The following is a 25,992-nucleotide window of genomic DNA, read 5'->3' as shown; positions in this document are numbered from 1 at the left end:
TCCGCCCAATTGACATAACAGGATAATAAATATGCTTTCAAAGCTTCACCTCGGACGCCTACGTCCTACTCAACTGCTATTGGCCAGTTACTTACTGTGCTGTGCCATGCTAAGCCAGGCATCACTGCCTAGCATTGCCAGTAAGACCAAGGGCATGCAGGCTATGCCAGGGTTTGTCGATTTATACTGGGATGAAGATAAAGGCGATCTGTATATGGCCGTCGCCGACCTTGATAAAGAATTTATCTATCAGGTTTCATTGGCCTCGGGCTTAGGCAGCAACCCTGTCGGTTTGGATCGCGGCCAGCTTGGGCACACCTTTGTATTGGAAGCTCGTAAAGTCGGCCCGAAAATTTATTTTTGGGAAAAAAACTATAAGTTTCGCGCTGATAGTGACAACCCAGCAGAACGTAAAGCGGTACAAGAAGCCTTTGCACAATCGATCCAATGGGCATTTCCCATTGTTGCCCAAAGCAAAGGCAAATATCTGCTAAAGGCTAATGATTATTTCCTTCGCGACACCCATCAAGTTATTGCTCGTTTAGATCGCGCAAAGCAAGGTAAGTTTAAGCTGGATAAAAACCGCAGCAGCTTTCACATGCCGAGAACCAAAGCTTTTCCCAATAACACCGAGGTGGAAGTTAGTCTAACCTTTGCGAGCAGCAAACCCGGTGACTTGGTTTGGCGCGCGGCTGCAAATGCAAACTCCGTAACCTTACGTCAGCATCACACCTTTATTGCTGCACCTACGGGTTATACCCCACGCTACGCCGACCCAAGAATTGGTAGCCTGGGCCACACTTATCAAGATTATGGCACTGCGATAGAGCAAGATTTATTTGTACGCTTGGCTGGCCGTCATCGCTTAGAAAAGAAATACCCAGATCGCGCCCGCTCTGAAGCCAAAGAGCCGATTGTTTACTACGTGGATGGCGGTACTCCAGAGCCTATCCGCAGTGCCTTAATCGAAGGCGCCATGTGGTGGAACGAAGCCTTTGAAGCAGCAGGGTTTATTAACGCCTTCCAGGTAAAGGTATTACCTGAAGATGCCGACCCCCAAGATTCGCGTTATAACATGATTCACTGGACGCATCGCCGGACTCGCGGTTACTCCTACGGCAGCTTTATTATGGACCCGCGTACTGGGGAAATTATCAAGGGCAATGTAAACCTAGGCAGCCTGCGTTTGCGCCAAGATTATCTACATGCTCGCAAAGCATTGGAAGGTTACCCAATGCACAGTGACAGCCATGGAACGAACCATAGTAATAGCGACAATCACAATATGTGCATCCTAGCCGATGCCCCAAGCTTTGAATACCTAGCACACATGGCCAGCAGCAGCGATAAGGCGGCGGTTGAAATGGCCCTAGCCCGTGTACGTCAGTTGTCTGCGCACGAAGTCGGCCACACTATCGGCTTGCCTCATAACTTTATGGCCTCTAGTTATGGTCGCGAAAGTGTCATGGATTACCCAGCGCCAATGATCGACATTAAAGATGGCAAGCTAGATGTAAGCAACGCCTACCTGCAGCGCATTGGTGAATACGATAAATTAAGCATTCGTTGGTTATACGGTGAGTTCGATAAAGAAAAAGAACAGGCCGAGCTAGCTGCTGTTATTAAAGAGAGTATTGATCGCGGTTTAATTTATATAAACCACATTAATAATAAATTCACTCGTGCCGCACACCCTAAAACCTCGGTTTGGGATAATGGTAGTAACCTAGTCGACCAGCTGGCCCACGAATATAAAGTGCGCCGCATTGCTTTAGATAACTTTGGTGAGCAGCTTTTACGCCCTGACGAGCCCTACAGTAATCTGCGTTATATCTTGCTGCCGAGCTATATGCATCATCGCTTCCAGCTTAACGCCGCAGCTCAAAGTTTAGGTGGTGCAGATTACCGCTATGCTAGCCGCGGTGATGGCCAGATGACTGTTGAGATTGTGCCTAAAGCTGAGCAGCTTCGTGCATTAGATCTGATTCTAGAAAGTTTAAGTCCAGAGTTCTTACGCCTGCCTAAGGCCGCAGTAGAGTTAGTTACACCTGCTGAAGGCCGTTTCAACCAAGGTGAAACACTGAATGGACGCGCTAATCTTATCTTTGATACGGAAGCGGCGATTGAGGCATCGGCGGCATTAAGCGTAGAGCAAATCCTGCGCCCTGAGCGCTTACAACGCTTAGAGAACTTTGCCTCCCGTGGTGATTACCCGAGTCTAACAGAGGTACTGGATAAGCTATTAAAAGCTAGCTGGGACATTAAGACCGCAAAAGACCCACAAGATCGTCAGATTCAAGAAGTGGTACAACAAGTAGTGGTACAGAAAATGGCTGCCAGCGCTGCCCATAAAAACACCAGCCACAGTGTACGAGCAGAGCTTAATCAAAAACTTGCCATGCTTGGCAAGCGCTTAAAAGATAAACGCAAAGCCAGTGCCCATGAGCAACAAATTGCCCGTGATATCGATAAGTGGTTAAAGAAACAAGAAGGAAGTTTGCAGGGTATTGTTTTGCCGCCAGGTGATCCAATTTAAGGGCGAACCGTTTTATCTTAAAAGCAAAAAGGACTGCATTATTGCAGCCCTTTTTCTTTGTCTGGCTATCATTTGTCTTCGAAATAAAAGCCCTTACAACTCAAAGCGATAACCCACACCGTATACCGAGTGAATCAATTCTTGCTCCGTCACGGCGGCTAGCTTTCTACGCAGGTTTTTAATATGACTATCAACGGTTCTATCTGTGACCACTCGGCCATCGTTATAGAGCTTATCCATCAATTGATCACGTGAAAAAACTTGCCCCGAATGACGATAAAGATAGTGAAATAAGCGAAATTCTACTGGGGTTAAGTCCAAGGCCTGACCAAATACTTCTACATGATAGCGCTGCTCATCAATGACAATCTCATTGCTGTTTTGCTCTTGAGTGGGCGCACTGTGATAACGTCGCATTACTGCTTTAACACGCGCCACCACCTCTCGCGGGCTATAGGGCTTACAAATGTAATCATCAGCACCTAGCTCCAAACCAAGCAGGCGATCAATCTCCTCAACCTTGGCGGTAGTCATAATAATTGGCACACTGGAAAACTGACGAAGCTCTCGGCAGATAGTCATACCATCTTTTACTGGCAGCATTAGGTCCAATAAAATCAAATCTGGCTGATTTGTCTTAACCCAATCAACCACATCAGCCCCATCGAGGGAAATATGGCATTCAAAGAGCTCTTGTTTTAAATAATCGTGCAGAAGTTGGGCCAGCTTGGGCTCATCTTCTACAATCAGTACTTTCTCTGCCATTATAAAACCTCTTCTAAAACCGATCGCCCAAAACCATTCCCTAGCCGCTAATCGCCTAGCCTATTCATCAGACCAAAGCGGAAGGTAAACACTCACCTTTAAACCACCGATATCCGAAGCTTCGGCACTGATACGCCCACCATGAGCCTCAACGATATTTTTACACAATGACAGGCCCAAACCAGAACCTCCATGCTCCCGACTACGGGACTGATCTACGCGATACAGGCGATCAAATATTTTCGGTAGATCCTCCAGTGCCACTGAAGGCGATGAGTCCACCAACATAATTTTTAGGTCTTTATCTAAAACCTCAGCGTTCAAAACAACCTGGCCACCAGCATCAGTGTAACGCAGGCTATTTTCCAAAAGGTTATGCATCAGTTGGGTAAAACGTTTCCGGTCTGCTCTAATGGCCGCATTCAACTGGGATAAATTGGGAGCAGATAAAGACAAACTCGCTTGCTGATAGCGTAGATCGAAAGCATCTAGGGAGAGCTCCAGCAACTCGCGCGGGTCTTCCTGACTAAAGCGATAATCCAAGGCTCCTGCATCAGATAAAGCCAACTGATATAAGTCATCCACCAATCGTCCCAATGCCAGAACTTCGGCATGGAGGGATTTTACATTGTCCGCATTAAACTCTCGGACACCGTCCAGAACCGCCTCAATCTCACCTCGCAGTACTGCCAAAGGCGTGCGTAGCTCATGGGAAATATCGGCGATCCATTGCTGTCTTGACTGTTCGTTCTTCTCTAGGGTAGAGGCCAGTTGATTAAAATCACGACCGAGATTGGCCAATTCATCGGAGCCACGAACCTCGACTCGACGTGCATAATCTCCATCACCCAATGCCGCGGTGCCTTTTGCCAGCTCACGAATAGGAGCAATCAAATTACGTGACAGCAACCAGGATAACAGCCCGGAAATCAGCAATGCAAAAACGACAACTTTCCACAGCTTTTTGAATTGCTGCTCACGAAACTCATAATCGAGGCGATTACGCTTGAGCTTTACCTTGCGCAGTGCGAAGGTGCCGATTTGTTTGCCATCAAATAGCAGAGGAACACGCAGCTCATCTTCAATACCACCTTGCCAAGACGATGAGGCGATGATGAGCTTATCTTGTTCATCATACAAACGCAGATAACGTGCTTCACGAAAATGCCTTTCAAAAATCTTTCGACGATGCTTTTCTTGCTTTCGATCTACATTTCTACCATCGGTTCGCCTCGACTTTTCAATAAAGCGCTGGTGTCTATCCCAATCGATGGTTTGTAAAATAAGCTGTCTTAGTAATTGGGGATTATCCTGCAGATCTTGCCAGGAGCCGGTACTTTTGTAGTGCTCTACTATAGCGTTTCGGATGGATTGCGTGCGCTCAATGGCCGCTTGATTTAAATATTCCCGAAACCCTCTGTCGAAATTCCAGTTTGCAAACCAAGCTACCGCGAGTAATACACTGGCGGTAGCGCAAGCAAAAGCGAGAAACAACTTACCTTGTAGTTTAATTTTCATAACAAGTATTCATAACAATTTACAAGGATATAGATACAGCATTCAGCATTCCTCACTCTTAGCTAAAAGACCTCTATTAACGGCGAAATGCCTTTCGCATGCCTTTTTTACCGCGACGGCTACCTTGCTCAAACTCATCTTCACTAATTTGACCGTTACCATCTAGATCCATACGAGCGAACTTCACGCCCGCACGATCCGACTTCATGGCAACTAGCTCAGTTTGAGTAAGTTGGCCATCAGTATTTTTGTCCGCTAGTGCAAACAAATTCTTCGCAACCTGCTCTTGCTGTTCTGGTCGACGCTCTAAAAATTCTTCAACGCTTACCGTGCCATTACTATTAGCATCTAGGCGCGCAAACATCTTATCTTGCATCTCGGCTTTCTTCGCTTCACCATAGCTGCTCAATTCGTCTCGGCTTAGCTGACCATCTTTGTTGGCATCAATATCAGCAAAGTGGGCAGACTTAGCGGCTTTAATTTCAGAACGGCTAATGTGACCGTCACCGTCTAAGTCCAACTTTTCCTTCATCTCCTGACCACCAGGGAAAGCATAAGCCTGTGAAGTCGCCGCCAGTGCAATTACCATAGTAAGTAGCTTTTTCATTTTACATCCTCGATTCTCTTAATGGGTATGGCCACATCTCTGTGACTTGCTGCTTATACTAGGCAGCGAGCTTGCACTAAATATGGAGGAATTAAGGAGTCTCAAGCAGTTTGCGTTAAGAGGCGCCAAAGCGATCAAATAAGGTTATTCAATCCAATATTATCAAAGCATTGCTATCTGCTGTATTAAAGCCGCTAAACTATCAGCTTTCATCTTTTTCATAACTCGAGAACGATGAATTTCAACAGTTTTGACGCTGATTCCTAGATCTTCAGCAACACTCTTATTACTACCGCCCTCGGCAACCAAGCACGCCACCTGCTGCTCGCGCTTACTAAGCTCTTCCCAGTTCGCCCTTGCTTCAAGCTGCTGGCCTTGCAAAGCAAAGCGCCTAGGAATGTCAGCCACCGCCTTGGCGATAATATCGAGCAGGCTCTCGTCATTAAAAGGCTTGCTGATAAAATCAAAGGCATGATTTTTCATGGCGGCCACAGCCATCGGTACATCACCATGCCCGGTGATCAGTATCACTGGTATTTGATAGGATTTATCGAGCAATTGGCGCTGCAACTCCAAGCCACTCATTCCGGTCATGCGCACATCGAGCAATAGGCAGGCCGGCTCACCTCGATAGGACTCGAGAAACTCTTCAGCGCTCGCGTAGCCCTGGCTGGAATAACCGGCACTGTCCAGCAACCAAGACAAAGACTCACGAAAGTCCGCATCATCATCAACAATTAGTATTGGATTCATTAGTCTTCACCTGCGGCCGCTAAACGGACTTTAAAACAACTGTAACTGTTACCATCACTCTCTACTTCTATTCGACCACCAAGGCTCTCAATGATAGAACGAGATATTGAAAGACCAAGTCCAAGACCTGAGTTCTTAGAGCTGTAATAAGGCTCAAATACCTGTTTGATCGCCTGCGCTTGAATTCCTGGCCCCTGGTCACTCACTGCCACCTGCCAGTAGCGGCCTTTCGATGCGACTTCCAACTGTTCTTCGATACGGATTTTAATGGTGCGAGGGTCTTCATTGAGCTTAGTAGGATCAAGGTTAGCGCTTTCAGCCATTGCCTCCAAAGCGTTGATCAACAAATTCACCCACACCTGCTGAAGCTGAACCTTATCGGCCATCACCCAAGCATTTACCTTGGGTTCTTGAAAAACAATATTCACCACTTGCTGCTCTAGCTCTTGAGTGACGAACTCGGCAGCTTCACGCAGAGATTGGCGCAACTCAATGAGCTCTGGGCGATGCGGGGTTTTCTTCACCATCGAGCGTAATTGCTGCACAATTGCTGCCGCTCTTTCCGCTTGTTTTTCCATCGCACTCAATAATTTATTAAGTTGCTCCGGGCTTAAATCTTCATCACGCTTTAGCTTACGCAAGCCGCCGCGCGCGTAGTTCAATAAGCTCGCCAATGGCTGGTTAATTTCATGAGCCAAGCCACTGGCCATTTCGCCGAGGCTCATCAAGCGTTCACTGTGAGTTAACTGCTGCTGTTTATCTTGCAAAGCCTGTTGCACCGCCAACTCTTCACTACGATCTCGAATAATTAGGGAGTACAAACCGTAGACCGGCTCGGTACTGGTCGCGATCAACTGCTCTAACTGCCACAAGCCCTCTTTTCGCCCCGGCAGCTTTAAACGTATAGCGCCCTTCCAGCGCCCTTTCTGACGCGCCACTTGTAGCGCAATGGTACGAATCTTTTGCACACTCTCAGTGGCCAAATAGTCCCGCAAAGAGAATCGCTCTTCGTCCTGGCCACGCCCTAGGGCCTGCTTTGCCGCACTGTTTAAATCTAAAACCTGCAACTGCTCATCACAAAGCAAAACCAAATCGGCACTGGCCTCTACCACATCCGCTAAACGCTGCACCGCCTGCTCAGCTTCCACTTCCTGCTGAACCTCACGGGTAACGGCAATAATCTCTTTTAGCTCACCACTGTTTTTATCGCGAATGGAACGATGGGTACTTTCAACCCAACGATATTCACCTTGCTTATTGCGCGAGCGATAGCGAAAGGTGCGCGTGCCGTGCTTTTTAATAGCCGGTATCAGCTTATGCTGCATGGCCCAGGCATCTTCCGGGTGGAACATTTCATAAGCCGGCAAGCCCAGCAATTCATCAGCGCGATAACCTGTGAGCTGCTCCACGGCTGGATTAACAGCCGTATAGGCCCAGTCACCCGGACGGTGCAAGGTAATCATCACCCCCGACTGCTCAGCCAATATACGATAGCGAGCTTCATTATATTCTTGCAGATTGGAAGCTGGCTCCAGACTGTCCATGGTTTTTACACCTAATAATTTCGCGTCTTTGAAGGTCAATTATAGGTGATTCCCCTTAGTGGAAAAAGCAGCAATTCCCACAAGCAAAGTGAATCGTGAATGTTTGCGTATCACAAGAATAAATAAGCCCTTGCAGCCTGGCTTTGTTAGTCTCTGCCCATTCCCAGCGCAGGGACTGGTCAGTAACAGATAGCGATTATCGGAGAACAAGATGCTAAATGATCTATTTGGAATGCAAGGCAAGGTATGTGTAATTACAGGTGGCTCACGCGGCCTTGGCTATTACATTGCTCAGGGTTATCTTGAGGCTGGCGCTGCACGTGTTTACATCACCGCCCGTAAAGCTGAGGCCTGCGAAGCGGCAGCAGCGGAACTTAGCCAATTCGGCGATTGCGTTGCACTGCCTGGAGATGCTGCTACTAATGAAGGCATCATCGCTTTAACCCAAGCCCTAAATGAGCGCGAAAGCCATATTGATGTACTGGTAAACAATGCCGGCACTGGCTGGGCTGGCGAGTTTGGCCAGTTCCCAGAAAAAGGCTGGGACAAGGTTATGGATATCAATGCCAAAAGCCCATTCTTCCTAACCCAAGCTTTGCTACCCCTGCTTAAGGCCAAGGCTAGTCAGGACAGCTATAGCAGCGTTATCAATATCGGTTCCATTGCCGGTATCGTTGGCAATGGCCTAGATAATTTCACCTATGCGGTCAGTAAATCTGCTGTGCATCAGCTTACTCGCGTTTTGGGTAAAGAGCTGGCCGAGAGCCACATTCGTGTTAACGCTATCGCACCCGGTCGCTTCTATTCTAAGCTGACTGAGTTTTTGAGTACCGATAAAGAGGCCTTCGAAGCCGAATGCGCCGTAATACCAATGCACCGCTGGGGTGAAGCCAGCGATATCGCGGGCGTAGCCATCATGTTAGCCAGTAAAGCCGGAGGGTTTATTACTGGGCAGATTATCCCAGTTGATGGCGGCACGACTCTGATTGCATAACCCTTAAAACCCCAAATGCAGAGTTTTATGGGTACGAGGAGCTTTGCAGGGGCGTCTCCGACTTGACCAAATCTCTTGGAGAGATTTTGGGCTTGGCTGAAAGCTGAGCACCTGGATGGTGCGAATCCAAGAGGAGCCGAGCTGGCACGGATGCCGCTTTTTGCGTCCCCAGCAAAGCTCCTCGTACCCATAAAAGTCGGTCCGACTAGTGAGATCTCATAAGCAACTCGGCCTCAATAGACTCCCCCACCCTTACAACACTTGATTTGCTCTGACCTTTTAGTGAAAATAGGGGTATACCCCTACTTTAGTGCAGGTAGGAAAGTAGACCCCAAAAAGCTCCAATAGCGATAATCACGAGAAGCTACCATGTCACAGACACCGCTACTAAACGACCGCGATATTGAATTCCTACTTTATGAGTTCTTAAACAGTGAAGCCCTGCTAGAGCGTCCACGCTACCAAGAACATTCGCGCGAGGTGTTTGATGCCACCTTGGCAACCGCCAAAACCATCGCCGAAAAGTACTTCGCCAACCACAATGCCAAAGGTGATGCCAACGAGCCGACCTTTGACGGCGAAAACGTACACCTAATTCCAGAGACTCAGGAAGCTTGGGATGCCTTCGCAGAGGCAGGCTTCCTCGCCGCCCATTACGATTTTGAAGAAGGCGGCATGCAGATGCCAGAAATCATTCTGCGCGCAGCCATGTCCTATATCTCTTCCGCTAATATTTCATCTACCGGCTACCCCTTCCTTACTTTAGGCTCAGCCAACCTGATTCATAGCTTTGGTGATGAGGCTCAAAAAGCCAAATATCTGCCACCGATGATGGACGGGCGTTTTTCCGGCACCATGGCATTAACCGAGCCAGGCCAAGGTTCAGCCCTAGCCGATATTAAAACCACAGCGAAGCCACAAGACGACGGCACTTACCGCATCTTTGGTCAAAAGATGTTTATTTCAGCAGGTGATCACAACCTAACTGAAAACATTGTCCATATGGTCTTGGCTAAAATCGAAGGCGCACCAGCAGGCACCAAAGGCATCTCACTATTTATCTGCCCTAAGTTCTTGCTTAACGAAGACGGCAGCGTAGGCGAGCGCAATGACGTAGCACTGGCGGGTTTGTTGCACAAAATGGGTTACCGTAATACCACCTCTACCGTTCTAAGTTTTGGCGAAAAAGATGGCGCTGTTGGCTATCTAGTAGGAGAAGCACACAAAGGCTTGGCCTATATGTTCCAAATGATGAACGAAGCACGCATTGGTGTTGGCTTGGGCGCTGCCGTGTTGGGCTACCAAGGTTATAACTACTCGTTGGATTATGCGCGTAATCGCCCACAGGGTCGACTGCCCTCGCAAAAAGATCCGACGTCAAAGCAGGTCAATATTGTTGAGCATGCCGATGTACGTCGTATGTTGCTGGCACAAAAAGCTTATGTCGAGGGCTCGATGGCATTGTGCTTTTACGCGAGTCAGCTTTTTGAAGATTCAAATACTGCAACGACTGAAGAGGAGCGTAAGCAAGCCTTCACCTTACTGGATTTAATCACCCCAATGGTGAAATCCTTCCCATCAAAATATGGCCTACGTGCTAACGAGCATGCCATTCAGATATTGGGCGGTTCTGGTTATATTCGCGAATACCCTGTTGAACAGTACTACCGCGACAACCGCTTGAATCCAATTCATGAAGGTGCCGAAGGTATTCACGGTTTGGATCTACTAGGCCGCAAGGTACCAATGAATGGCCTAGCAGGTTATCAAGCCTTAAAAGATGAAATTCTTGCCAGTACCGAAGAAGCTAAGACAATCGAAGAAACTTCAGCTTGGGCCAAGTCTATCGAAGCCGCGCTAGCGAGCTTGGATCAAACCACCATGAGTTTGCTCGGTACCTTAGGCAAAGGCGAAGTTGATTTGGGCATGGCGAATGCCACGGTTTACCTCGATATGTTTGGTCGTGTTTTGGTAAGTTGGATTTGGCTGAAGCAAGCCATTATTGCGGTTAAGGCGCTGGCAACAGATCTTCACCAGGACGAAGAGAATTTTTATCGTGGCAAGCTGCAAGCCGCCCAGTACTACATTCAGTGGGAACTGCCAGAAATTGATTACCAAGCCAAGCTACTGCAAAGCCAAGACGATACTTGTTTAGCCATGCAAGACGCTTGGTTTTAATAAATAAGGTATAAGAAGTTGGGCAGCCGCAAGGCTGCCCTTTTGCTTTACCCTTTTTGTTTTCATATAGATTACAAGGAAACACCATGAGCTCAGCGGCACTCTATAGCCAGCAAGATAATATTGCGCTAATCACATTAAACTCCCCACCGGTTAATGGTCTCGGTAAAGATCTACGCTCCGCAATTAAAGCAGCCTATGCGACAGCAATAAGCAATTCGGACATTGATGCGATTGTTATCGCTTCGTCAGGAAAGCTATTTTGTGGCGGCGCTGATATCGCTGAATTTGCAGCGGGTGGATTTAATACCGAACCCATGCTCCCTGGCCTATTAGTTGAGTTAGAAAATAGCCCTAAACCTATAGTGGCTGCGGTTAATGGTATGGCCTTGGGTGGCGGCTTTGAATTGGCCCTAGCTTGTGATTACCGTATCGCCTTGCCAAGCGCTAAATGTGGTTTGCCCGAAGTGAACATTGGTATTCTTCCAGGTGCAGGCGGCACTCAACGCCTACCTCGCTTAATCGGCGCCGAAATGGCTACCAAGATGGTAACTAGCGGGGCTCCAGTTTCCGCAAGCAAACTGATGGAAGCCGGCGCTATCGATAGAATCTTTGATGGTGAAGCGAAAGATTTTGTTGCGGCCGCCATCGATTACGCCAAAGAGCTAACCGCGCAAAAAGCGCCTTGTAAAAGCTGTGCTGATTTAACAGTTGAAAACCCAGGCGCGGAGTTTTTCGCAGAATTTAGAAAATCAATTGCACGCAAAACTCGCGGTTTTTATGCGCCGGAAATGAATATCCAATGCATCGAAGTGGCTTGTGAATTACCACTTGCCGAAGGCCTAGCTAAAGAGACAGAGCTGTTTGAAAGCTGCATGCAAACCCCTCATGCCCGCGCCCAGCAGCATATCTTTTTTGCCGAACGCGCCGCCACTAAGATTCCTGGCGTCGATCCTAAAACCCCGCTGCGCCCAATTAAAACCGTAGGCATTATCGGTGCCGGAACCATGGGTGGCGGCATCGCCATGAACTTTGCCAATGTCGGTATTCCTGTCACCTTACTAGAAGTTAAAGAAGATGCGCTTGAGCGCGGACTAGGGGTGATTCGTAAGAACTACGAAATCAGCGCTAAAAAAGGTCGCTTAACTGAAGCTCAAGTTGACGAGCGAGTGGATCTAATTCAGGGCAGCTTGGATTATGCTGATCTGGCCGAAGTGGATATTGTTATCGAAGCAGTCTTTGAAAACATGGACATCAAAAAGCAAGTCTTCGCAACGCTGGATAAAACCTGTAAACCAGGCGCTATTTTAGCAACTAACACATCGACTTTGGATGTCGATGAAATTGCCGCCAGCACTTCGCGACCTGCAGATGTTATTGGCCTGCACTTTTTCAGTCCCGCTAATGTTATGCGTTTATTAGAGATCGTTCGCGGCGCCAAAACCGCCAACGATGTACTAATGACAACCATTAAAATGGCTCAGGTAATTCGCAAGATGCCTGTTGTCGCTGGTGTTTGCTGGGGCTTTATTGGTAACCGTGGACTAGAGCCTTATGGACGTGAAGCGTCACGCTTAGTAATGGAAGGCGCCAGCCCAGAGCAGATCGATAAAGTTCTGTATAACTGGGGCTTGGCGATGGGCTTACCATCCATGATTGATCTTGCTGGCATCGATGTTGGCTATCTAACCCGTCAAGGCAATCGCGATATGTTCTACGGCCGCGACGATAGTTACACCGCTGTTTGTGATGCACTCTATGATCAAGGTAATTACGGTCAAAAGACCGGCAAAGGCTTTTACATTTATGAGGGCCGAGATAAGCAGAGCAATCCAGAAGTTACTAGCATAGCCAAAGCTCTGGCCGAGCAACATGGCGTTGAGCAACGCGAGATTAGTGATCAAGAAATTTTAGAGCGCTGCTTATTCCCACTCATCAATGAAGGCGCCCAAATCCTTGATGAAGGCATCGCCTATCGCGCCAGTGATATCGATGTAATCTACTGCAACGGCTATGGTTTCCCCGTTTATCGTGGCGGCCCAATGCAGTATGCTGATGAAATCGGCTTAGATACCGTGGTTGCCGCGCTAGAGAAGTATCAAACACAGCTGGGCAATTATGGCCAAACGTGGTTCCAGGTTTCTCCATTGCTCAAGCGTTTAGCGAGCGAAGGAAAAAGCTTTAAGCAGTACGACGCCGAGCAAGCGTCTTAATTCACCGTAAATTCGGCCTTCATAGCACTGTGTGCTCGAGGGCCAGGCGCTAGACTGATGTCTAAATAATGCCTATAAATTCTAACGAGGATCAACACCATGACTAAAGAAGCGGTTATCGTATCAACAGCTCGCACCCCGATCGGCAAGGCCTTTCGTGGCGCATTAAACAATATCAAATCACCTACCATGACTGGCCATGCCATTAAGCACGCGGTAGAGCGCGCTGGTATCGAAGGCGCTGAAATCGAAGATGTCATTATCGGTTCCGTACTAAACGCTGGCACCGCCGCAAACAACATTGCTCGTACCGCTTCTATCGCTGCTGGCGTTCCGGTAACAGCAGGCGCTCAAACTATCGACCGTCAGTGTTCTTCTGGTCTAATGGCTATCGCTACTGCAGCCAAACAAATTATGGTTGACGGCTACAGCTGTATTGTTGCTGGTGGCCAGGACAACATTTCTGCCGTGCAAATTCCTTACGGCAAAATGGCAGCAGATCAGTTCGATGAGAACGTGCTCAAAATGAACGAGCATGCCTATATGCCAATGCTACAAACTGCTGAATATGTCGCTAAGAAGTACGGCATTAGCCGTGAAGTACAAGATCAGTATTCTTTAGAGTCTCAACAGCGCACCGCTGCTGCTCAAGAAGCTGGCTTGTTTGACAATGAAATTGTGCCTATCACGGCAACTAAAGCCATTGTTAACAAAGAAACCAAAGAAGTTTCTTATGAAGAAGTAACGCTAACAAAAGATGAAGGTAACCGCCCTTCTACTACCCTAGAAAATCTACAAAGTCTAAACCCAGTTATCGAAGGTGGTTGCGTGACGGCCGGTAATGCTAGCCAGTTATCTGATGGCGCTTCTGCTTGTGTTGTGATGGACGGCAAATTGGCTGAGCAGCGCAATATCGAGCCACTCGGTATTTATCGCGGCATGATGACTGTAGGTAATGAGCCAGAAGAAATGGGTATTGGCCCTATTTATGCGATTCCTAAGCTGCTAAAACAGCATGGTTTGAGCGTAGATGATATTGACCTATGGGAGCTTAACGAAGCCTTTGCCGTGCAGTGCTTGTACTGTCGTGATCACTTGGGTATTGATCCAGCCAAATACAATGTTAACGGCGGTTCAATCTCTATTGGTCACCCATACGGCATGACAGGTGCGCGTACTACCGGCCACATTCTATTGGAAGGTAAGCGTCGCGGCGCCAAGTGGGCCGTTGTATCAATGTGTGTTGGCGGCGGCATGGGTGCTGCTGGTCTATTCGAAATCGTATAACACACTTAGCTGGCAGCCTTTCGGGCTGCCAGTTTTCACTTCTTACGCCACCCCACATAGATTCACCTACCCTCAGTTATTCATCCTGCTAACTTAATGCGTTTAGTAACTAACTTATGTTAATGCGATAAAGCCACAGTTAGTTGATAATTCCTGCTCTCAATTAGGTGATCATTAGAAAGGAGATAATCATGAGCCTCCCACAATTTTCTCTTGAAGGTCGCAATGCATTGGTCACCGGTGCGTCTTCTGGTATCGGACGCTGCTTAGCCCTTGGGCTTGCCAAAGCCGGTGCCAATATTATTGTTGCCGCACGACGCCAAGAGCGTTTAGCAGAGCTTGTGCAAGAGATCGAAGCACAAGGCGGCAAAGCCCTTGCTGTATCGATGGATGTTACCAATAAAGACAGTATTCAAAGTGCTTATGATCAAGCTGAAAGTACCTTCGGCACGGTCGATGTTATTGTAAATAATGCCGGCGTTGCTGATGCAAAGAACTTTCTCAAAATTGACGATGAATCCTTAGACTTTGTGATGGACACCAACTTCAAAGGTGTATGGCACGTGGCCCAAGAAGGCGCCAAGCGCTTAGTAGCAGCCGAAAAGCCGGGCAGCATTATCAATATCGCCTCAGTGCTCGGCATTACTGCCAAGTACGGACAAAGCGCTTACTGTGCTTCTAAAGGCGCCGTAGTCCAACTTAGCCGTTCTATGGCTCTAGATTTAATGGCTAATAATATCCGCGTGAATGCAATCGCACCTGGCTGGTTTAAAACTGAAATTAATACTGCTTATTTTGATAGTCCAGCCGGACAAGAATACGTAACGCGCATGCCAGCAAAACGCCTTGGTAAGCTAGAAGAATTAGTAGGACCAGTGATACTCTTAGCCAGTGATGCAGGCTCATTTATTACTGGTACAGTTCTGCCAGTAGACGGTGCAATACACTGCACGGGAATTTAATGACGCGAGATGTGAGATGTGAAGCGAAAGGAGCGAGAGCTCTAGTCATCATCCAATGTCTCACATCTAACGCCTAACGATTTACATCTAACCAATAATAGCGAAAAGCATGATGAATATTTCCTCACTCGAAGACCTACAAGCCCTAGAGACCACCCCTTTTGAAGAGCGCATAGAACACAGCAGCACATATGATTTGCTGCGTGATAAAGCAGAGCAATATGCCGAGCAAACAGCACTGAGCTTTTTATTACAGGGTAGCGCCGATGAGGAACCTATTCGTTACAGCTATAAAGAGCTGTTTGGAAAAATTACCCAGACAGCCAATGCACTGCACCAGCTTGGCGTCAATGCTAATGACACCGTTTCCATGCTATTACCCAACCTGCCTCATACCCACTTTACTATCTGGGGCAGTGAAGCTGCGGGCATCTTTAATCCAATAAATCCTTTATTGGAAATTGAACATATCGCTGCGATTCTTAATGAAGCGCAAACAAAAGTTCTGGTTACCCTAGCCCCATTTCCTGGTGCTGAGCTCTGGGATAAAGCCATCGCGGTTAAAGAATTGGTTCCAAGCCTTAGCCATATTCTGGCTGTTGATATGGGCAAACTTATGCCTGCCGAATTTGCGGCGGCCATGACAGCCGATCGTGAAGAATACTTAAGCGATACTATTTTAGATTTTGATGACACGATTGCTAAGCACAATAGCGACAGTCTAGATAGCGGCCGTGAAATACAACAGGACGATATAGCCTCATACTTCCATACTGGCGGCACCACGGGCACACCCAAACTGGCGCCCCACACTCACTTCAATGAGCTAACCACTGTATGGCAAATGGAAGCTGGGCTCGATATTGGCCCTGGGGCTGTTTCGTTAACTGGCTTGCCGCTATTTCATGTAAACGCCGTTTTTGTTACTGGCTTAGCAACTTGGGCGCAAGGTGCTGAGGCTGTACTAGCAAGCCCCCAAGGCTATCGTAATCCAACGGTGATTAAAGATTTCTGGCGTATTGTTGAGCGCTATAAAGTCAGCTACTTCAGCTGCGTGCCTACCATTCTTAGCGGATTAATTGAAGTTCCCATTGGCGATAGTGATGTATCCAGTTTGGATTTCTGCCTATGTGGCGCAGCGCCTTTAGCCACTGAGCTGATCCGTAACTTTGAAGAAAAAACCGGCTTATCTATTTTAGAAGGCTATGGTCAAACCGAGGGCACCTGCGCCTCCACTGCAAACCCACGCTATGGAGAGCGCAAAGTTGGCGCTGTTGGTTTGCGCTTACCCTATATGGAGCTACGCATCGTTGAAGTCGACGAGAACGGGAACTGGCTACGTGATTGCGATACCAATGAAGCCGGCTGCATCGCTATCAAAGGGCCAAATGTATTTAATGGCTATAAACAAGCTGCGCAAAATCAAGGGCAATGGGTTGAAGACGGCTGGTTTAATACCGGTGACCTTGGCCGACTCGATGAAGAAGGCTATTTGTGGCTAACCGGCCGCAGTAAAGACCTTATTATTCGCGGTGGACATAATATCGATCCACAGATGATCGAAGAAGTCTTTTACACTCACCCGGCTGTTGCCGAAGCAGTTGCTATTGGCAAGCCTGATAAGCGTGTTGGTGAAGTACCTGTGGTCTACCTACAACTAAAACCCGATCAAGCAGAGAACGAAGGAGAATTCTTGGAGTTTGCTATGGGCAATATTGCTGAGCGAGCAGCCGTGCCTAAAGAAATTTATTTTGTAGAGCAAATGCCGGTAACTGCTGTAGGTAAAATATTCAAACCCGATTTACGCAATGACATTGTAGCGAAGGTGGTAAGCCTACACCTTGCAGATAAGCTGCAAGAATTACAGGCCAGCTTTAGTGTCGAGGCTTCGAAAAAGCACGGACAGCTAGTTCAGTTTGAATGCAAAGATGCAGAAATCCTTGCCGAACTGGTACGTCAAGAGCTTGGCGAGTATACCTTTGCAACCGAAGTGAAGGCGATCTGAGAATACCCAGAGAATATATAGCCGAAACATCAGGCACAAACCTAACAGCCGGCTAACACGGAGATACCATAGATGAGCAACACTTTGATTTTGCATCATTACGATAGTTCGCCATACGCTGAGAAGATTCGCTTGATGTTTGGCTTAGCAAATTTGAGCTGGCAGTCCCTACTCTCACCGGTATGGTTGCCAAGACCCAATGTTGACCCTCTCGCTGGTGGCTATCGCAGAATACCGGTTGCCCAAATTGGTGCGGATATATTTTGTGACAGTGATTTAATCGCTAAGGAAATTGCCTCACTGGCGAAACAGGCCGAGCTAAACCCCGAAAACGCTAGCCCAGAAGCAAAGAGCATTGCTCAATTTGCCGAGGGCGAAGCATTTTTTGCTGCTGTGTCTTCAGTACCTCCTCTCAGACTTTTAAGCACTATGTTGCTTAAATTTGGCCCTATAGGCGCTTTTCGTTTTATTAAAGATCGGGGCGAGCTGTTAAAAGGCAGCGATGCAAAGCGTCCGAATCTCGAGCAGTCCCAAGCCTTAATAGAAGATCTAATCAGCAGAATATCCAAGCAGCTAGATCAGCATGAATGGCTAGATGGCAATGCCCCCACAGCAGTAGATTTTAGCGTTTACCACCCATTATGGCTGCACGTAAACTGTAGCCGCAGGGAATTGCAGTGTGACGCAAAGGTACAAGATTGGTTCCGGCGTGTGGCCGCTATTGGCCACGGCCAGCGTGTTGAAATAAGCCAAGCCGATGCATTCAGCACAGCCAGAAATGCGCAACCAAGGGAAATTATTGATTCAGCAGGACATGAACTATTAAACAAAGATGTTGCTGTAAGCCCTTCTGACTATGGCTTTGTGCCAGTGCAGGGTAAGCTTGTCGCGGTAAATCAAGAGCGCATTATTGTGGCCAGAAATACTGAAGATTTCGGTTTAATTCATGTGCATTTTCCACGGGAAAACTACAGTATTAACGCTCAGGGGTAAGCCTTTTGCCAGGCTGTGCCACCGTGCTCAGCCTGGCCTTTCACATCAAATCAGCAGGTTTTAAAAGCGACAAAAACTAAGATTCGTTTTGCAAGCTCTGCTGAATCGCAGCCTCTAGATCGCCCCCTAAAGGCTTCGCCTTTGAAGGGAAGTACTTCACCTGTGTTCCGTCAGGGCTCACTAAGTACTTATTAAAATTCCACTTAGGCTCTTTACCGGTTTTATCGGCCAACTCTTTAAACAGCGTATTCGCATCATCACCCGTTACTGGGCTGCTACTCATCATGGTAAATTTAACGCCATAGTTGATGTAACATACCTCGGCGGTTTTTGCTTCATCTTTGGCTTCTTGTTTAAAGTCATTGGATGGAAAACCTACAACCTCTAGACCTTGAGGCTGATATTTTTCATAAAGCACCTGCAAATCTGCGAACTGCCCAGTATAACCACAATGACTTGCTGTATTAACGACTAGCAAGGGCTTACCAGAGAACTTCTCGCAGAAATTAACACGCTCGCTGGAACGTAGCTTCCGGGCTTCAAACTTCAATATATCAGGGCAGTCAGCAGCTAAGGATGATAGCGCAGTAAAGAGAGGCAAGACGAACAAAAGCTGTCGTAAGCGCATGGAAGTAAGCTCCGCAAATGATTTAAACATCGAGCTAGGATAGTAAAGCATATACGGTATTGACACAAAGCACGCGAAGGCTTGTCGAACATAAGTGCAGTTAGCGACACCTCGCAATTAGGCACTAATCATTGCAACATCACATAAGAGACGTATTATGCTAACAGTTGTTTGCTTCACCACCTACAAACTGATATGAGCGCAAACTATGCAAGGCGAAAACAATCTTTCCGTACTACTTAGTAATATGCAACCTAAGCTACAAAAGGGCTGCTGGGTATTCGCTACTGTTGATAGCGAGCAACTGCCAAAGATCTTAGACCAAATTGAAATTAGCGATTTACAGGGTTTTTATCAGGAATCAGAAGGCAGCAGCTTAATACTTGAAGAAGCGCAGGCTAAACTACTTGCCTTAGAATGCAGTGAGGCCTTTGCTGCCATCAGCCTTAGCATTCACTCTAGCTTAGAGGCTGTAGGGCTCACTGCTGCGATAAGTGGAGCACTCTCCCAAGCTGGCATTAGCGCCAATGTTGTGGCGGCCTTCTACCATGATCATATTTATGTACCCTATGAAAAAGCTGAGGCGGCAATGCAATGTCTTGAAGGAATTGGGGCAGAGGAATAATGTGCGGAAAAATTCTATTCCCGCCTATGCAGTGGCTGACAAAGATGTGCGATTACAAACGCCACAATGAGCGCCAAGCCATAAGCCCATGATCCACCCCCAAAATAATCACTAACAATATAATAAGCCACGCCCCCTAAAACGAAATACCAAGCTTTTTCTTTACCTGGCAACTTTTTTAGAAGTAGAAACACAAGCAAGCAAAAGGCCAGTCCCCAAGAAAAATCAAATACATAGGACCACAACTCAGACTGCTCCATTAGCTTTTGCAAAAATAATGCTCCCAGAGCACTCAGCACAAGCATCCAAATCAGTATCATTCGATATATCACAGCGCCCATTTGTTTTTCCTCACAAAACTTCCGATTGAATCAGCGCTTTTATAGTGACAAAGCCCAGTAGTAAACCCTATAGGCAAAATGTATGAAAGAGAGCTACCCGAAGCCTCCATGCAGCAACTGTTTAACTGCGCAGAAAATAAGGCGGGGAAACACACAGAAGCCCTAGCATCATAGATACTAGGGCTTCACGCGACTAAGACATCTTTATATCTTAAATTTCTGAACCATCTCACCAAGCGTCCCAGCAAGAGCATTTAAGTTCTCGCTAGACTCGACCATCTTGTTACTATTAACTGAGTTAGACTGGGAAATATCATTCACAGCCGCAACACTTTGATTAATTTGTCCAGCTGTAGCACTTTGCTGTTCAGCAGCACTGGCAATATTGGTATTCATTAGGGAAATTTCACCAACCGCGTTGAAAATCAGTTGCAAAGCGGCACCCGACTTGTTGGTTTCATCCACGCTATGCACTACAAACTCTTGACTTTTTTGCATGGCACCCACTGCATCTCTAGCGCCCTGCTGAAGGCGTTCAATCAAACTCTGAATTTCTTCGGTAGATTCTTGAGTCCGGCCAGCGAGGCTGCGTACTTCATCAGCCACAACTGCAAAGCCACGCCCCTGCTCCCCAGCCCGGGCCGCCTCGATTGCAGCATTAAGCGCTAACAGATTGGTCTGCTCGGCAATATCTCGAATAACATCGAGGATGCCCCCAATATTATCGGCTTCACCCTCTAGCTCATTGAGCTTCGCCGAGGTTCCGCTAACTTCTTGCTCGAGCTTATTAATTGAATCGATGGCCACTTGTACGACCTGCATCCCTCGATTTGCCTCGTCACTTGCTTCCGTTGCCGAGCTAACGGCAACGCTGGCATTCTTTGCGACATCAGAAACGGTAGCCGACATTTCCTCCATGGCCATTGCCACTTCACTGGTCATATTAAGCTGCTGCTTAGATCCTGCACTGGTTTCTGCGGTGACGTCACTAAGCTTATTGGATTCTTGAGTTAAGTCACCACTGGCATCGGACATACGAGAAATAATCTCGCGCAAGTTGCTCACAGTAGTGCCCAACGCCCCTTGCAAACTACCGATTTCATTATCGTTTTTCGCCTCGATATTGACTCGTAGATCACCCTCTGACAAAGATCTTGCGACATCCACCACTTCATTGATCGGCTTAGTGATTGTTCTGGAGATTATCCCACTGAATACCATTGAAGCGAGTGCGGCAAGCAAGCCACCCACAGTAACAATCAATAAGGTTAAATCGCTAGAGCTTTCCGCCGCGCTGCGCCTTTGATCCATAAGACGGTTTTCAATATCAACAATCTCTTTTACCTGGGCACGCAACTGATCCATATATTGCTTGCCTTGCTTCTTAGCGAATTCCGCATACAAAGTATCCATATGAGGATGTCTATTGGCTTCCTCAACTAGCGCTATCGCTTTTTGTGAATAGTCTGTTATCCAGCCTTGAATATTGGCCTCTAAACTAGTGCCTGCAACCGAAGAAATTCTTGAAGTAATAATTGCCCTACCGGCATTATAAGGCTCGAGGAATTCAACTTTTCTATTGAGCATATATCCTCGCAGGCCTGTTTCCATATCGATCATTGCGGCCAATAGAGATCTGCCCAAGCCCGCATTCCCTAAGCTCGTAATATCTTGCCTAAGGCCATCCATTTTCTGTTTGCCGATACCGGAATCAATCAGCTCGCGTAGCTCATGATTGGCATCATCGCCCAAGGCAATATCACGGCGTAGCTCAATCATTTTCTCAGCATAAGCTTGCCACTGCTCAGCATTTTGCTTTACTGCATCGTATCTTCTTTGTTGTGCAGGGTTATCGCTGGTGAGCTGCCGCGCTTTTTTAAAGTAAGACTGGAAGTTATCTTTACCTTGGTGATAAGGCTCAAGATAGTCCTCTTGCCCGGCAACTGAAAAACCTCTTAGGCCAGTTTCCATATCTACCATCGAAGCAACCAAGCCATTGGATTGATCAATAACTTCGTAAGTATGCTGAACCATTTTGGAGCTATCGTTTAAGGACTTTAATGACGCAAAAACTACATAGCAGAGAACTACGAGTACAAAAGCGCTGATCCCACTATTGATCAGTAGCTTCTGCCTAATACTCAAACCTGAAAAATTCATTGATAATACCTGTCAAAACAATACGCTCTGCCCTCCCTGTTTGGCGTACTGACGTGTTGAAAATGCTGTCGTCTAAATACAATGTAGTAGAGCATTGCTTTAATTCAACATAAGGTATGAGGTTTTTGATTTGGCTCAATATCACAAACTCAGTGAAAACTAAGAAAGCCATTGATTTTATTAGGGTTTCTATTGCTTTCACTAAAGAACTAAAGAGCAGCTTTAAAAAGCTCTAGAATATGACGGGGGCTAGGGATTAACTGAGTTAAATACTGGGTTTATTGGGGCAATTTATCACAAACCTTAAGGCTGAATTACCTCTAATTTATCGCCAACTGAGATTCGGCCAGTCTTGGTTATTTTTGCACAAAGCCCACCATAACCATACATATTGGCAGGGCCCGAAGGGCCAAGTGGCTCAATCATCCTAGGGCCTGTTAACACTAATTCGGCCGTCACTGCCGAACTTATTTCATCGATTCGGCAAGGCAGGGTGAGCGTATTGTGGTCGCTCCACTATAGCGAGCACTAACACAGCCGAGCGATGAAATAAGTCGGCCCGAAGGGTTAGGCTAAAATCGCCTTACTCGGTGTTGCTCGTTGCTTATTTGGAGCAACCAAACTACGCGCCTCGCGCCGTGATTAAGGCGATTTTAGCTCTAACAGTGATGACCGAATTAGTGTTAACAGGCCCTAAAACATGGATGGCATTGCGCAGTCGCTTCAAACTCAGCCTCGCCTATTTTAAATCGCTGATGTCGTAAAATATTTAAATTCACATTTCGAACCAATAAATTACGTCTTAACAGTTCTGGTTTTAGCTCGCGGACACCACAAAGCTGCTTAATACAGCTCAGATCCTCTTCGCTAATTAAGCTTACCTGTCTTGCCGAGCCAGGAGTTTTTGCACAGCGGTGATCTCCCTCCAAGCCTCTGTCAGCAATCGCCAACACCGAATTTACATCTACGACGCGCTCCTTCCTAGCGGGTCGCAACCCTATCCAACGCAGTTCACCTGGGGTTATAGTCGAGAGATAGCGCCCTAACAAACGCCCCTGGGTTTTCATTGCAAAGGCTCATGCTTAAATTTTGGCTTAAGCTTGCTTGCGGTATAGCGTCGTGTTTCTGGTTTTGTCCAGCTGCCATTTTTTAAGTAAGAGGTAGACATATGCAACTCGCCGTTAATCATCTCACAGGTGGACTTAACTTCGCTGATACCGCTGGACAAGCCACCTGATGAAGCCTCAACCTTTTCTAAAATAGAAAATTTATTCTCCCCCTCCAGCTTAATCGTCGCCTCGGTATAAAAATCTGCCGTCGTAAAATAAAAGGATTTATAGCTCTTCGTTTTTTTATCCCAAAAGATAAAACTCTCACCACCATAATCGCCATCGTTTACCGAGTGCACTGTCTTTAATGCTTTACCATTCAATGCCGCTTGCCAATGCGCGACATCCAGCACTGTGCCTTTGTCCTTGCCCCAGTTCATAGGTGCCTGCCAAGTACCAATAAAGGCTCTAAAGGGTTCTAGTTTGGCATCGAGTTTAATCTCTGCCGCTGCATTCATCGATACCGTAAGGATTAGGGTAAAAACAACTGCGTTTAATTGCTGTATGTGTCTCATCGTTATTTTTCTCCGTGCAGTACACTTTGTTTGAGCAATAATTAGCTGATAGGCTAACGCTAAGAATAATACACATGCAAGGGAGTTGTTAAGTGAATATGATCGAGCACCAAACCCTGAAAACCCTGGGCCGCCTGTCTTTTATTTTATGCATGCTTTATAGCTTTACAGTTGATGCTTACCAGCCCACACGAGAAATGGCGCAAGACGATCAATTTACTGTCGCTAGAACACTATTAATCAACCATCAGAAAGAGCTTCTTGAACTGATAAAGTATGCCAAGCGAGAGAGTTCAGTCAGTAAAGCTTATCTTTCCCCGCAAGGGGATCTTAAAGCTTATGCAGCGACAGATGACAATGCTGCCCCGATTGAGATTCCAGAGGCATTGGCGAGCAAGATACGAAAGCTTCTTCAAGAGGCGAAAGTTCAAGCCTATAAAAAACAGGGACAGCAAGTCTATATTCCATTTACCACTTCAGAAGCTGGCGGAAATACGCTCTTTAGCAGCATTATCTACAGCCCTGAAAAGATAGAGCTTAATGATGAAGATTGCGTAAGTGCTAAGGGCTTCAAGAGCTTTTTAATCTGTATTTGGCCAATCCAAGACAATTGGTATATGCATTTCGATTGGTCATATTTTAAAAAGCCCAAAGGCGCAACAGTTAAGCCGGAAGCTTAAGCGTCAGTGATTATCAAAGGCTAGGAAACTGGTATATATCTCGCTTCAAGCCATCGGAAAAAGATTCGCGGCGTACTTTCTTGCCTCCGAGCTTTTCAACTAGAGCTCGGGCAGTATGGTTATCATCGTTCATATAGGTTTCTAGACTCGGCCACTGGTAATGCTTGCGAGCATAATCCAAAGCGGCTTTTGAGGCTTCAGTGGCGACACCCTGGCCGCGAGCTTCTGGCATTACCCACCAAGTTAATTCCCTAGGCCAGGATTTACCCTGCCAAAAACCACATGTACCCATCAATTTATCGCTGCTTTTTTCTTGAATCACCCATACCCCAAAGCCTAATAAATACCAGGACCCAAGATCAGCTTTTAAACGCGCCCACACCTGCTCTTCATTGATGGGGCCGCCGTACATTTTTGAAGCTTCCGCATCAGTATAAAAATCTCGATACACCTCAAAGCACTCGACACTTGGTTGTAAAAGGCGAAGTCGCTCGGTTTCAATGACGGGGATTTTCATATAAGGCCTAAGATCAATTGAACGAAGTAAGAAGCCTATTATAGAAGTGCTTTAACGTGCATCAATCTAATTGTGGTTTAGTAATGTAAGGGCTTAGTTTGGCTCAATATTGAGAAAGGCATTTTCAATCATTTCGTAGCCTTCTGGATCATAAGTCGCAAGATCACGGGCATTAAAGGGGTAATAGCTATTTGACAAAAAATAAGTTGTTGCCAGTTCTGCGAAATATTCATGTGAATTTTCTCTGGCATAGGCTTTCGTAACAAGCCTTCCACTTTTGTGCTCTACATTTTCGTAGAGTTTTTTATTTTTGGCGTTTTCAAAAGCCTTTTTCGCAGGCCTATATAAGCGCTTCCAGTGATAAGAATAATAGGCGTGACTCAATTCATGTACAGCGAACTGCGCAGCCGTAAGGCTTTTGTACTTTATATAATCCTTTACCGATCTGACAACCACACTATCGTCAAATCGCCGCGAGAAGCGATTACCTTCTCTAAAGTACCACTGTCCGCCATGCCTCCCCCCAGTTCTCGCCTCATCCCCAGTGAAGAGATAGAACTTAACATCAGAGAATTCTCCTAAAATGCTCGATGGGAATGCTTTGAAAGCTCTACGCACAGCTTTTTCGAGCTTAACTGCAGCCTTCTGAAGAAGCTCTGGATGCTCTGTAGTGAGGCGCTTTTCAGCAATGATATTTATGTTATAGCCCGTTAGAGGCTCATAAGATCTGAAGGCGTAGTTGCGATACTCTTTACTGATGGTTGCACCGTACTTTGAGTGCAAATTTGGCTCGGCAAGCTCAACATGTTGTATAACGTCTTGAGCTTTCTCGCCGGAAGACTTGCAGAGATGACGCTTATCAGTGTAGATTTTTTTGCCGCTTTTCCCTATGCAACTAAAGATCTGCTGCCCATATATATTCACCGAGTAAAGTGATAACCCCAGTAGGCAAAGACCAACCCTAAAAGCTAATTTACACATCTTTCAGACGACATCCTTATAACAACAACTGCCGAGCTAGCAACGTCAAAAACAGCTCTAATTCCATCTACAAAAAAAGCC

Annotated in this window: 22 protein-coding genes; 10 read left to right on the top strand and 12 right to left on the bottom strand. The window is 46.7% G+C overall.

Annotated features, from left to right (window positions below):
* Window positions 1–31: 31 nt before the first annotated feature.
* Window positions 32–2,536 carry a zinc-dependent metalloprotease gene (locus Q1A08_RS18400; protein ID WP_299775636.1) on the top strand — a complete coding sequence of 835 codons (2,505 nt, stop codon included), beginning with the start codon at window positions 32–34 and terminating at the stop codon, window positions 2,534–2,536.
* Between the two features lie 93 nt (window positions 2,537–2,629).
* Here Q1A08_RS18400 and Q1A08_RS18395 read toward each other — a convergent pair whose 3' ends face one another.
* From Q1A08_RS18395 to Q1A08_RS18375, 5 genes are all read right to left on the bottom strand, one after another.
* Window positions 2,630–3,301, bottom strand: coding sequence for a response regulator (locus tag Q1A08_RS18395; RefSeq protein ID WP_299775634.1), 672 nt, complete (start codon window positions 3,299–3,301; stop codon window positions 2,630–2,632).
* 60 nt (window positions 3,302–3,361) lie between these two features.
* Window positions 3,362–4,819 (bottom strand): ATP-binding protein, encoded by a 1,458-nt coding sequence (locus Q1A08_RS18390; protein ID WP_299775632.1) that lies wholly within the window; start codon window positions 4,817–4,819, stop codon window positions 3,362–3,364.
* Between the two features lie 76 nt (window positions 4,820–4,895).
* Window positions 4,896–5,426, bottom strand: coding sequence for an EF-hand domain-containing protein (locus Q1A08_RS18385; RefSeq protein ID WP_299775630.1), 531 nt, complete (start codon window positions 5,424–5,426; stop codon window positions 4,896–4,898).
* Window positions 5,427–5,588: 162 nt separating this feature from the next.
* Window positions 5,589–6,179: a response regulator gene (locus Q1A08_RS18380; protein ID WP_299775629.1), complete on the bottom strand. Its 591-nt coding sequence runs from the start codon at window positions 6,177–6,179 to the stop codon at window positions 5,589–5,591.
* Window positions 6,179–7,723 carry a PAS domain S-box protein gene (locus Q1A08_RS18375; protein WP_299775627.1) on the bottom strand — a complete coding sequence of 515 codons (1,545 nt, stop codon included), beginning with the start codon at window positions 7,721–7,723 and terminating at the stop codon, window positions 6,179–6,181. The genes Q1A08_RS18380 and Q1A08_RS18375 overlap by 1 nt, the downstream gene beginning before the upstream one ends.
* A 211-nt stretch (window positions 7,724–7,934) precedes the next feature.
* Here Q1A08_RS18375 and Q1A08_RS18370 point away from each other — a divergent pair, with 211 nt between their 5' ends.
* From Q1A08_RS18370 to Q1A08_RS18340, 7 genes are all read left to right on the top strand, one after another.
* Window positions 7,935–8,717, top strand: a complete 783-nt coding sequence (locus Q1A08_RS18370) for an SDR family oxidoreductase (RefSeq protein ID WP_299775625.1) — start codon at window positions 7,935–7,937, stop codon at window positions 8,715–8,717.
* 369 nt (window positions 8,718–9,086) lie between these two features.
* A complete protein-coding gene (locus Q1A08_RS18365; protein WP_299775623.1) occupies window positions 9,087–10,895 on the top strand; it encodes an acyl-CoA dehydrogenase in 1,809 nt (602 codons plus the stop codon).
* A gap of 86 nt (window positions 10,896–10,981) precedes the next feature.
* A complete protein-coding gene (locus Q1A08_RS18360) occupies window positions 10,982–13,108 on the top strand; it encodes a 3-hydroxyacyl-CoA dehydrogenase NAD-binding domain-containing protein (protein WP_299775621.1) in 2,127 nt (708 codons plus the stop codon).
* A 99-nt stretch (window positions 13,109–13,207) separates the two neighbouring features.
* Entirely contained in the window at window positions 13,208–14,395 is a 1,188-nt protein-coding gene (locus Q1A08_RS18355) for an acetyl-CoA C-acyltransferase (protein ID WP_299775619.1), read from the top strand.
* Between the two features lie 191 nt (window positions 14,396–14,586).
* The gene (locus Q1A08_RS18350) at window positions 14,587–15,357 is read left to right on the top strand and encodes a glucose 1-dehydrogenase (RefSeq protein WP_299775617.1); all 771 of its coding nucleotides are present in this window, start codon (window positions 14,587–14,589) and stop codon (window positions 15,355–15,357) included.
* A gap of 109 nt (window positions 15,358–15,466) precedes the next feature.
* Window positions 15,467–17,362 (top strand): acyl-CoA synthetase, encoded by a 1,896-nt coding sequence (locus tag Q1A08_RS18345; protein ID WP_299775615.1) that lies wholly within the window; start codon window positions 15,467–15,469, stop codon window positions 17,360–17,362.
* 72 nt (window positions 17,363–17,434) lie between these two features.
* Window positions 17,435–18,355, top strand: a complete 921-nt coding sequence (locus tag Q1A08_RS18340) for a glutathione S-transferase family protein (RefSeq protein WP_299775613.1) — start codon at window positions 17,435–17,437, stop codon at window positions 18,353–18,355.
* Between the two features lie 76 nt (window positions 18,356–18,431).
* Here the strand turns inward: Q1A08_RS18340 and Q1A08_RS18335 are convergent, their stop codons facing one another.
* Window positions 18,432–18,983 (bottom strand): glutathione peroxidase, encoded by a 552-nt coding sequence (locus Q1A08_RS18335; RefSeq protein WP_299775611.1) that lies wholly within the window; start codon window positions 18,981–18,983, stop codon window positions 18,432–18,434.
* A gap of 208 nt (window positions 18,984–19,191) precedes the next feature.
* On the opposite strand from Q1A08_RS18335, the gene Q1A08_RS18330 reads away from it, so the two are divergent.
* On the top strand, window positions 19,192–19,608 hold the full coding sequence (locus Q1A08_RS18330; RefSeq protein WP_299775610.1) for an ACT domain-containing protein: 417 nt from the start codon (window positions 19,192–19,194) through the stop codon (window positions 19,606–19,608).
* A gap of 14 nt (window positions 19,609–19,622) precedes the next feature.
* On the opposite strand, the gene Q1A08_RS18325 is transcribed toward Q1A08_RS18330, so the two are convergent.
* From Q1A08_RS18325 to Q1A08_RS18310, 4 genes are all read right to left on the bottom strand, one after another.
* Complete coding sequence (locus Q1A08_RS18325; protein WP_299775608.1) at window positions 19,623–19,868, bottom strand: hypothetical protein; 246 nt, start codon at window positions 19,866–19,868, stop codon at window positions 19,623–19,625.
* Between the two features lie 285 nt (window positions 19,869–20,153).
* The gene (locus tag Q1A08_RS18320; protein ID WP_299775606.1) at window positions 20,154–22,109 is read right to left on the bottom strand and encodes a CHASE3 domain-containing protein; all 1,956 of its coding nucleotides are present in this window, start codon (window positions 22,107–22,109) and stop codon (window positions 20,154–20,156) included.
* A 683-nt stretch (window positions 22,110–22,792) separates the two neighbouring features.
* Window positions 22,793–23,176, bottom strand: coding sequence for an MOSC domain-containing protein (locus tag Q1A08_RS18315; RefSeq protein ID WP_299775605.1), 384 nt, complete (start codon window positions 23,174–23,176; stop codon window positions 22,793–22,795).
* Complete coding sequence (locus Q1A08_RS18310) at window positions 23,173–23,733, bottom strand: hypothetical protein (protein WP_299775603.1); 561 nt, start codon at window positions 23,731–23,733, stop codon at window positions 23,173–23,175. Before Q1A08_RS18310 ends, Q1A08_RS18315 begins: the two co-directional genes overlap by 4 nt.
* 92 nt (window positions 23,734–23,825) lie before the next feature.
* On the opposite strand from Q1A08_RS18310, the gene Q1A08_RS18305 reads away from it, so the two are divergent.
* Window positions 23,826–24,413: a hypothetical protein gene (locus Q1A08_RS18305; RefSeq protein ID WP_299775601.1), complete on the top strand. Its 588-nt coding sequence runs from the start codon at window positions 23,826–23,828 to the stop codon at window positions 24,411–24,413.
* A 13-nt stretch (window positions 24,414–24,426) separates the two neighbouring features.
* On the opposite strand, the gene Q1A08_RS18300 is transcribed toward Q1A08_RS18305, so the two are convergent.
* Entirely contained in the window at window positions 24,427–24,930 is a 504-nt protein-coding gene (locus Q1A08_RS18300) for a GNAT family N-acetyltransferase (RefSeq protein ID WP_299775599.1), read from the bottom strand.
* Between the two features lie 93 nt (window positions 24,931–25,023).
* Window positions 25,024–25,911, bottom strand: a complete 888-nt coding sequence (locus Q1A08_RS18295) for a hypothetical protein (RefSeq protein ID WP_299775597.1) — start codon at window positions 25,909–25,911, stop codon at window positions 25,024–25,026.
* Between the last annotated feature and the right edge of the window lie 81 nt (window positions 25,912–25,992).

Source organism: uncultured Pseudoteredinibacter sp. (genome assembly GCF_947500695.1).
GTDB lineage: Bacteria > Pseudomonadota > Gammaproteobacteria > Pseudomonadales > Cellvibrionaceae > Pseudoteredinibacter.
The sequence above is the reverse complement of the archived record's forward strand: the minus strand, read 5'-3'. Positions and strand labels throughout refer to the sequence as shown.

Coding starts and splice junctions, on each gene's coding strand:
- Q1A08_RS18370 (WP_299775625.1), top strand. CDS start 7,935: ATGCTAAATGATCTATTTGGAATGCAAGGCAAGGTATGTGTAATTACA.
- Q1A08_RS18380 (WP_299775629.1), bottom strand. CDS start 6,179: ATGAATCCAATACTAATTGTTGATGATGATGCGGACTTTCGTGAGTCT.
- Q1A08_RS18390 (WP_299775632.1), bottom strand. CDS start 4,819: ATGAAAATTAAACTACAAGGTAAGTTGTTTCTCGCTTTTGCTTGCGCT.
- Q1A08_RS18335 (WP_299775611.1), bottom strand. CDS start 18,983: ATGCGCTTACGACAGCTTTTGTTCGTCTTGCCTCTCTTTACTGCGCTA.
- Q1A08_RS18320 (WP_299775606.1), bottom strand. CDS start 22,109: ATGAATTTTTCAGGTTTGAGTATTAGGCAGAAGCTACTGATCAATAGT.
- Q1A08_RS18340 (WP_299775613.1), top strand. CDS start 17,435: ATGAGCAACACTTTGATTTTGCATCATTACGATAGTTCGCCATACGCT.
- Q1A08_RS18310 (WP_299775603.1), bottom strand. CDS start 23,733: ATGAGACACATACAGCAATTAAACGCAGTTGTTTTTACCCTAATCCTT.
- Q1A08_RS18315 (WP_299775605.1), bottom strand. CDS start 23,176: ATGAAAACCCAGGGGCGTTTGTTAGGGCGCTATCTCTCGACTATAACC.
- Q1A08_RS18350 (WP_299775617.1), top strand. CDS start 14,587: ATGAGCCTCCCACAATTTTCTCTTGAAGGTCGCAATGCATTGGTCACC.
- Q1A08_RS18395 (WP_299775634.1), bottom strand. CDS start 3,301: ATGGCAGAGAAAGTACTGATTGTAGAAGATGAGCCCAAGCTGGCCCAA.
- Q1A08_RS18300 (WP_299775599.1), bottom strand. CDS start 24,930: ATGAAAATCCCCGTCATTGAAACCGAGCGACTTCGCCTTTTACAACCA.
- Q1A08_RS18325 (WP_299775608.1), bottom strand. CDS start 19,868: ATGGAGCAGTCTGAGTTGTGGTCCTATGTATTTGATTTTTCTTGGGGA.
- Q1A08_RS18355 (WP_299775619.1), top strand. CDS start 13,208: ATGACTAAAGAAGCGGTTATCGTATCAACAGCTCGCACCCCGATCGGC.
- Q1A08_RS18295 (WP_299775597.1), bottom strand. CDS start 25,911: ATGTGTAAATTAGCTTTTAGGGTTGGTCTTTGCCTACTGGGGTTATCA.
- Q1A08_RS18345 (WP_299775615.1), top strand. CDS start 15,467: ATGATGAATATTTCCTCACTCGAAGACCTACAAGCCCTAGAGACCACC.
- Q1A08_RS18360 (WP_299775621.1), top strand. CDS start 10,982: ATGAGCTCAGCGGCACTCTATAGCCAGCAAGATAATATTGCGCTAATC.
- Q1A08_RS18330 (WP_299775610.1), top strand. CDS start 19,192: ATGCAAGGCGAAAACAATCTTTCCGTACTACTTAGTAATATGCAACCT.
- Q1A08_RS18375 (WP_299775627.1), bottom strand. CDS start 7,723: ATGGACAGTCTGGAGCCAGCTTCCAATCTGCAAGAATATAATGAAGCT.
- Q1A08_RS18365 (WP_299775623.1), top strand. CDS start 9,087: ATGTCACAGACACCGCTACTAAACGACCGCGATATTGAATTCCTACTT.
- Q1A08_RS18385 (WP_299775630.1), bottom strand. CDS start 5,426: ATGAAAAAGCTACTTACTATGGTAATTGCACTGGCGGCGACTTCACAG.
- Q1A08_RS18400 (WP_299775636.1), top strand. CDS start 32: ATGCTTTCAAAGCTTCACCTCGGACGCCTACGTCCTACTCAACTGCTA.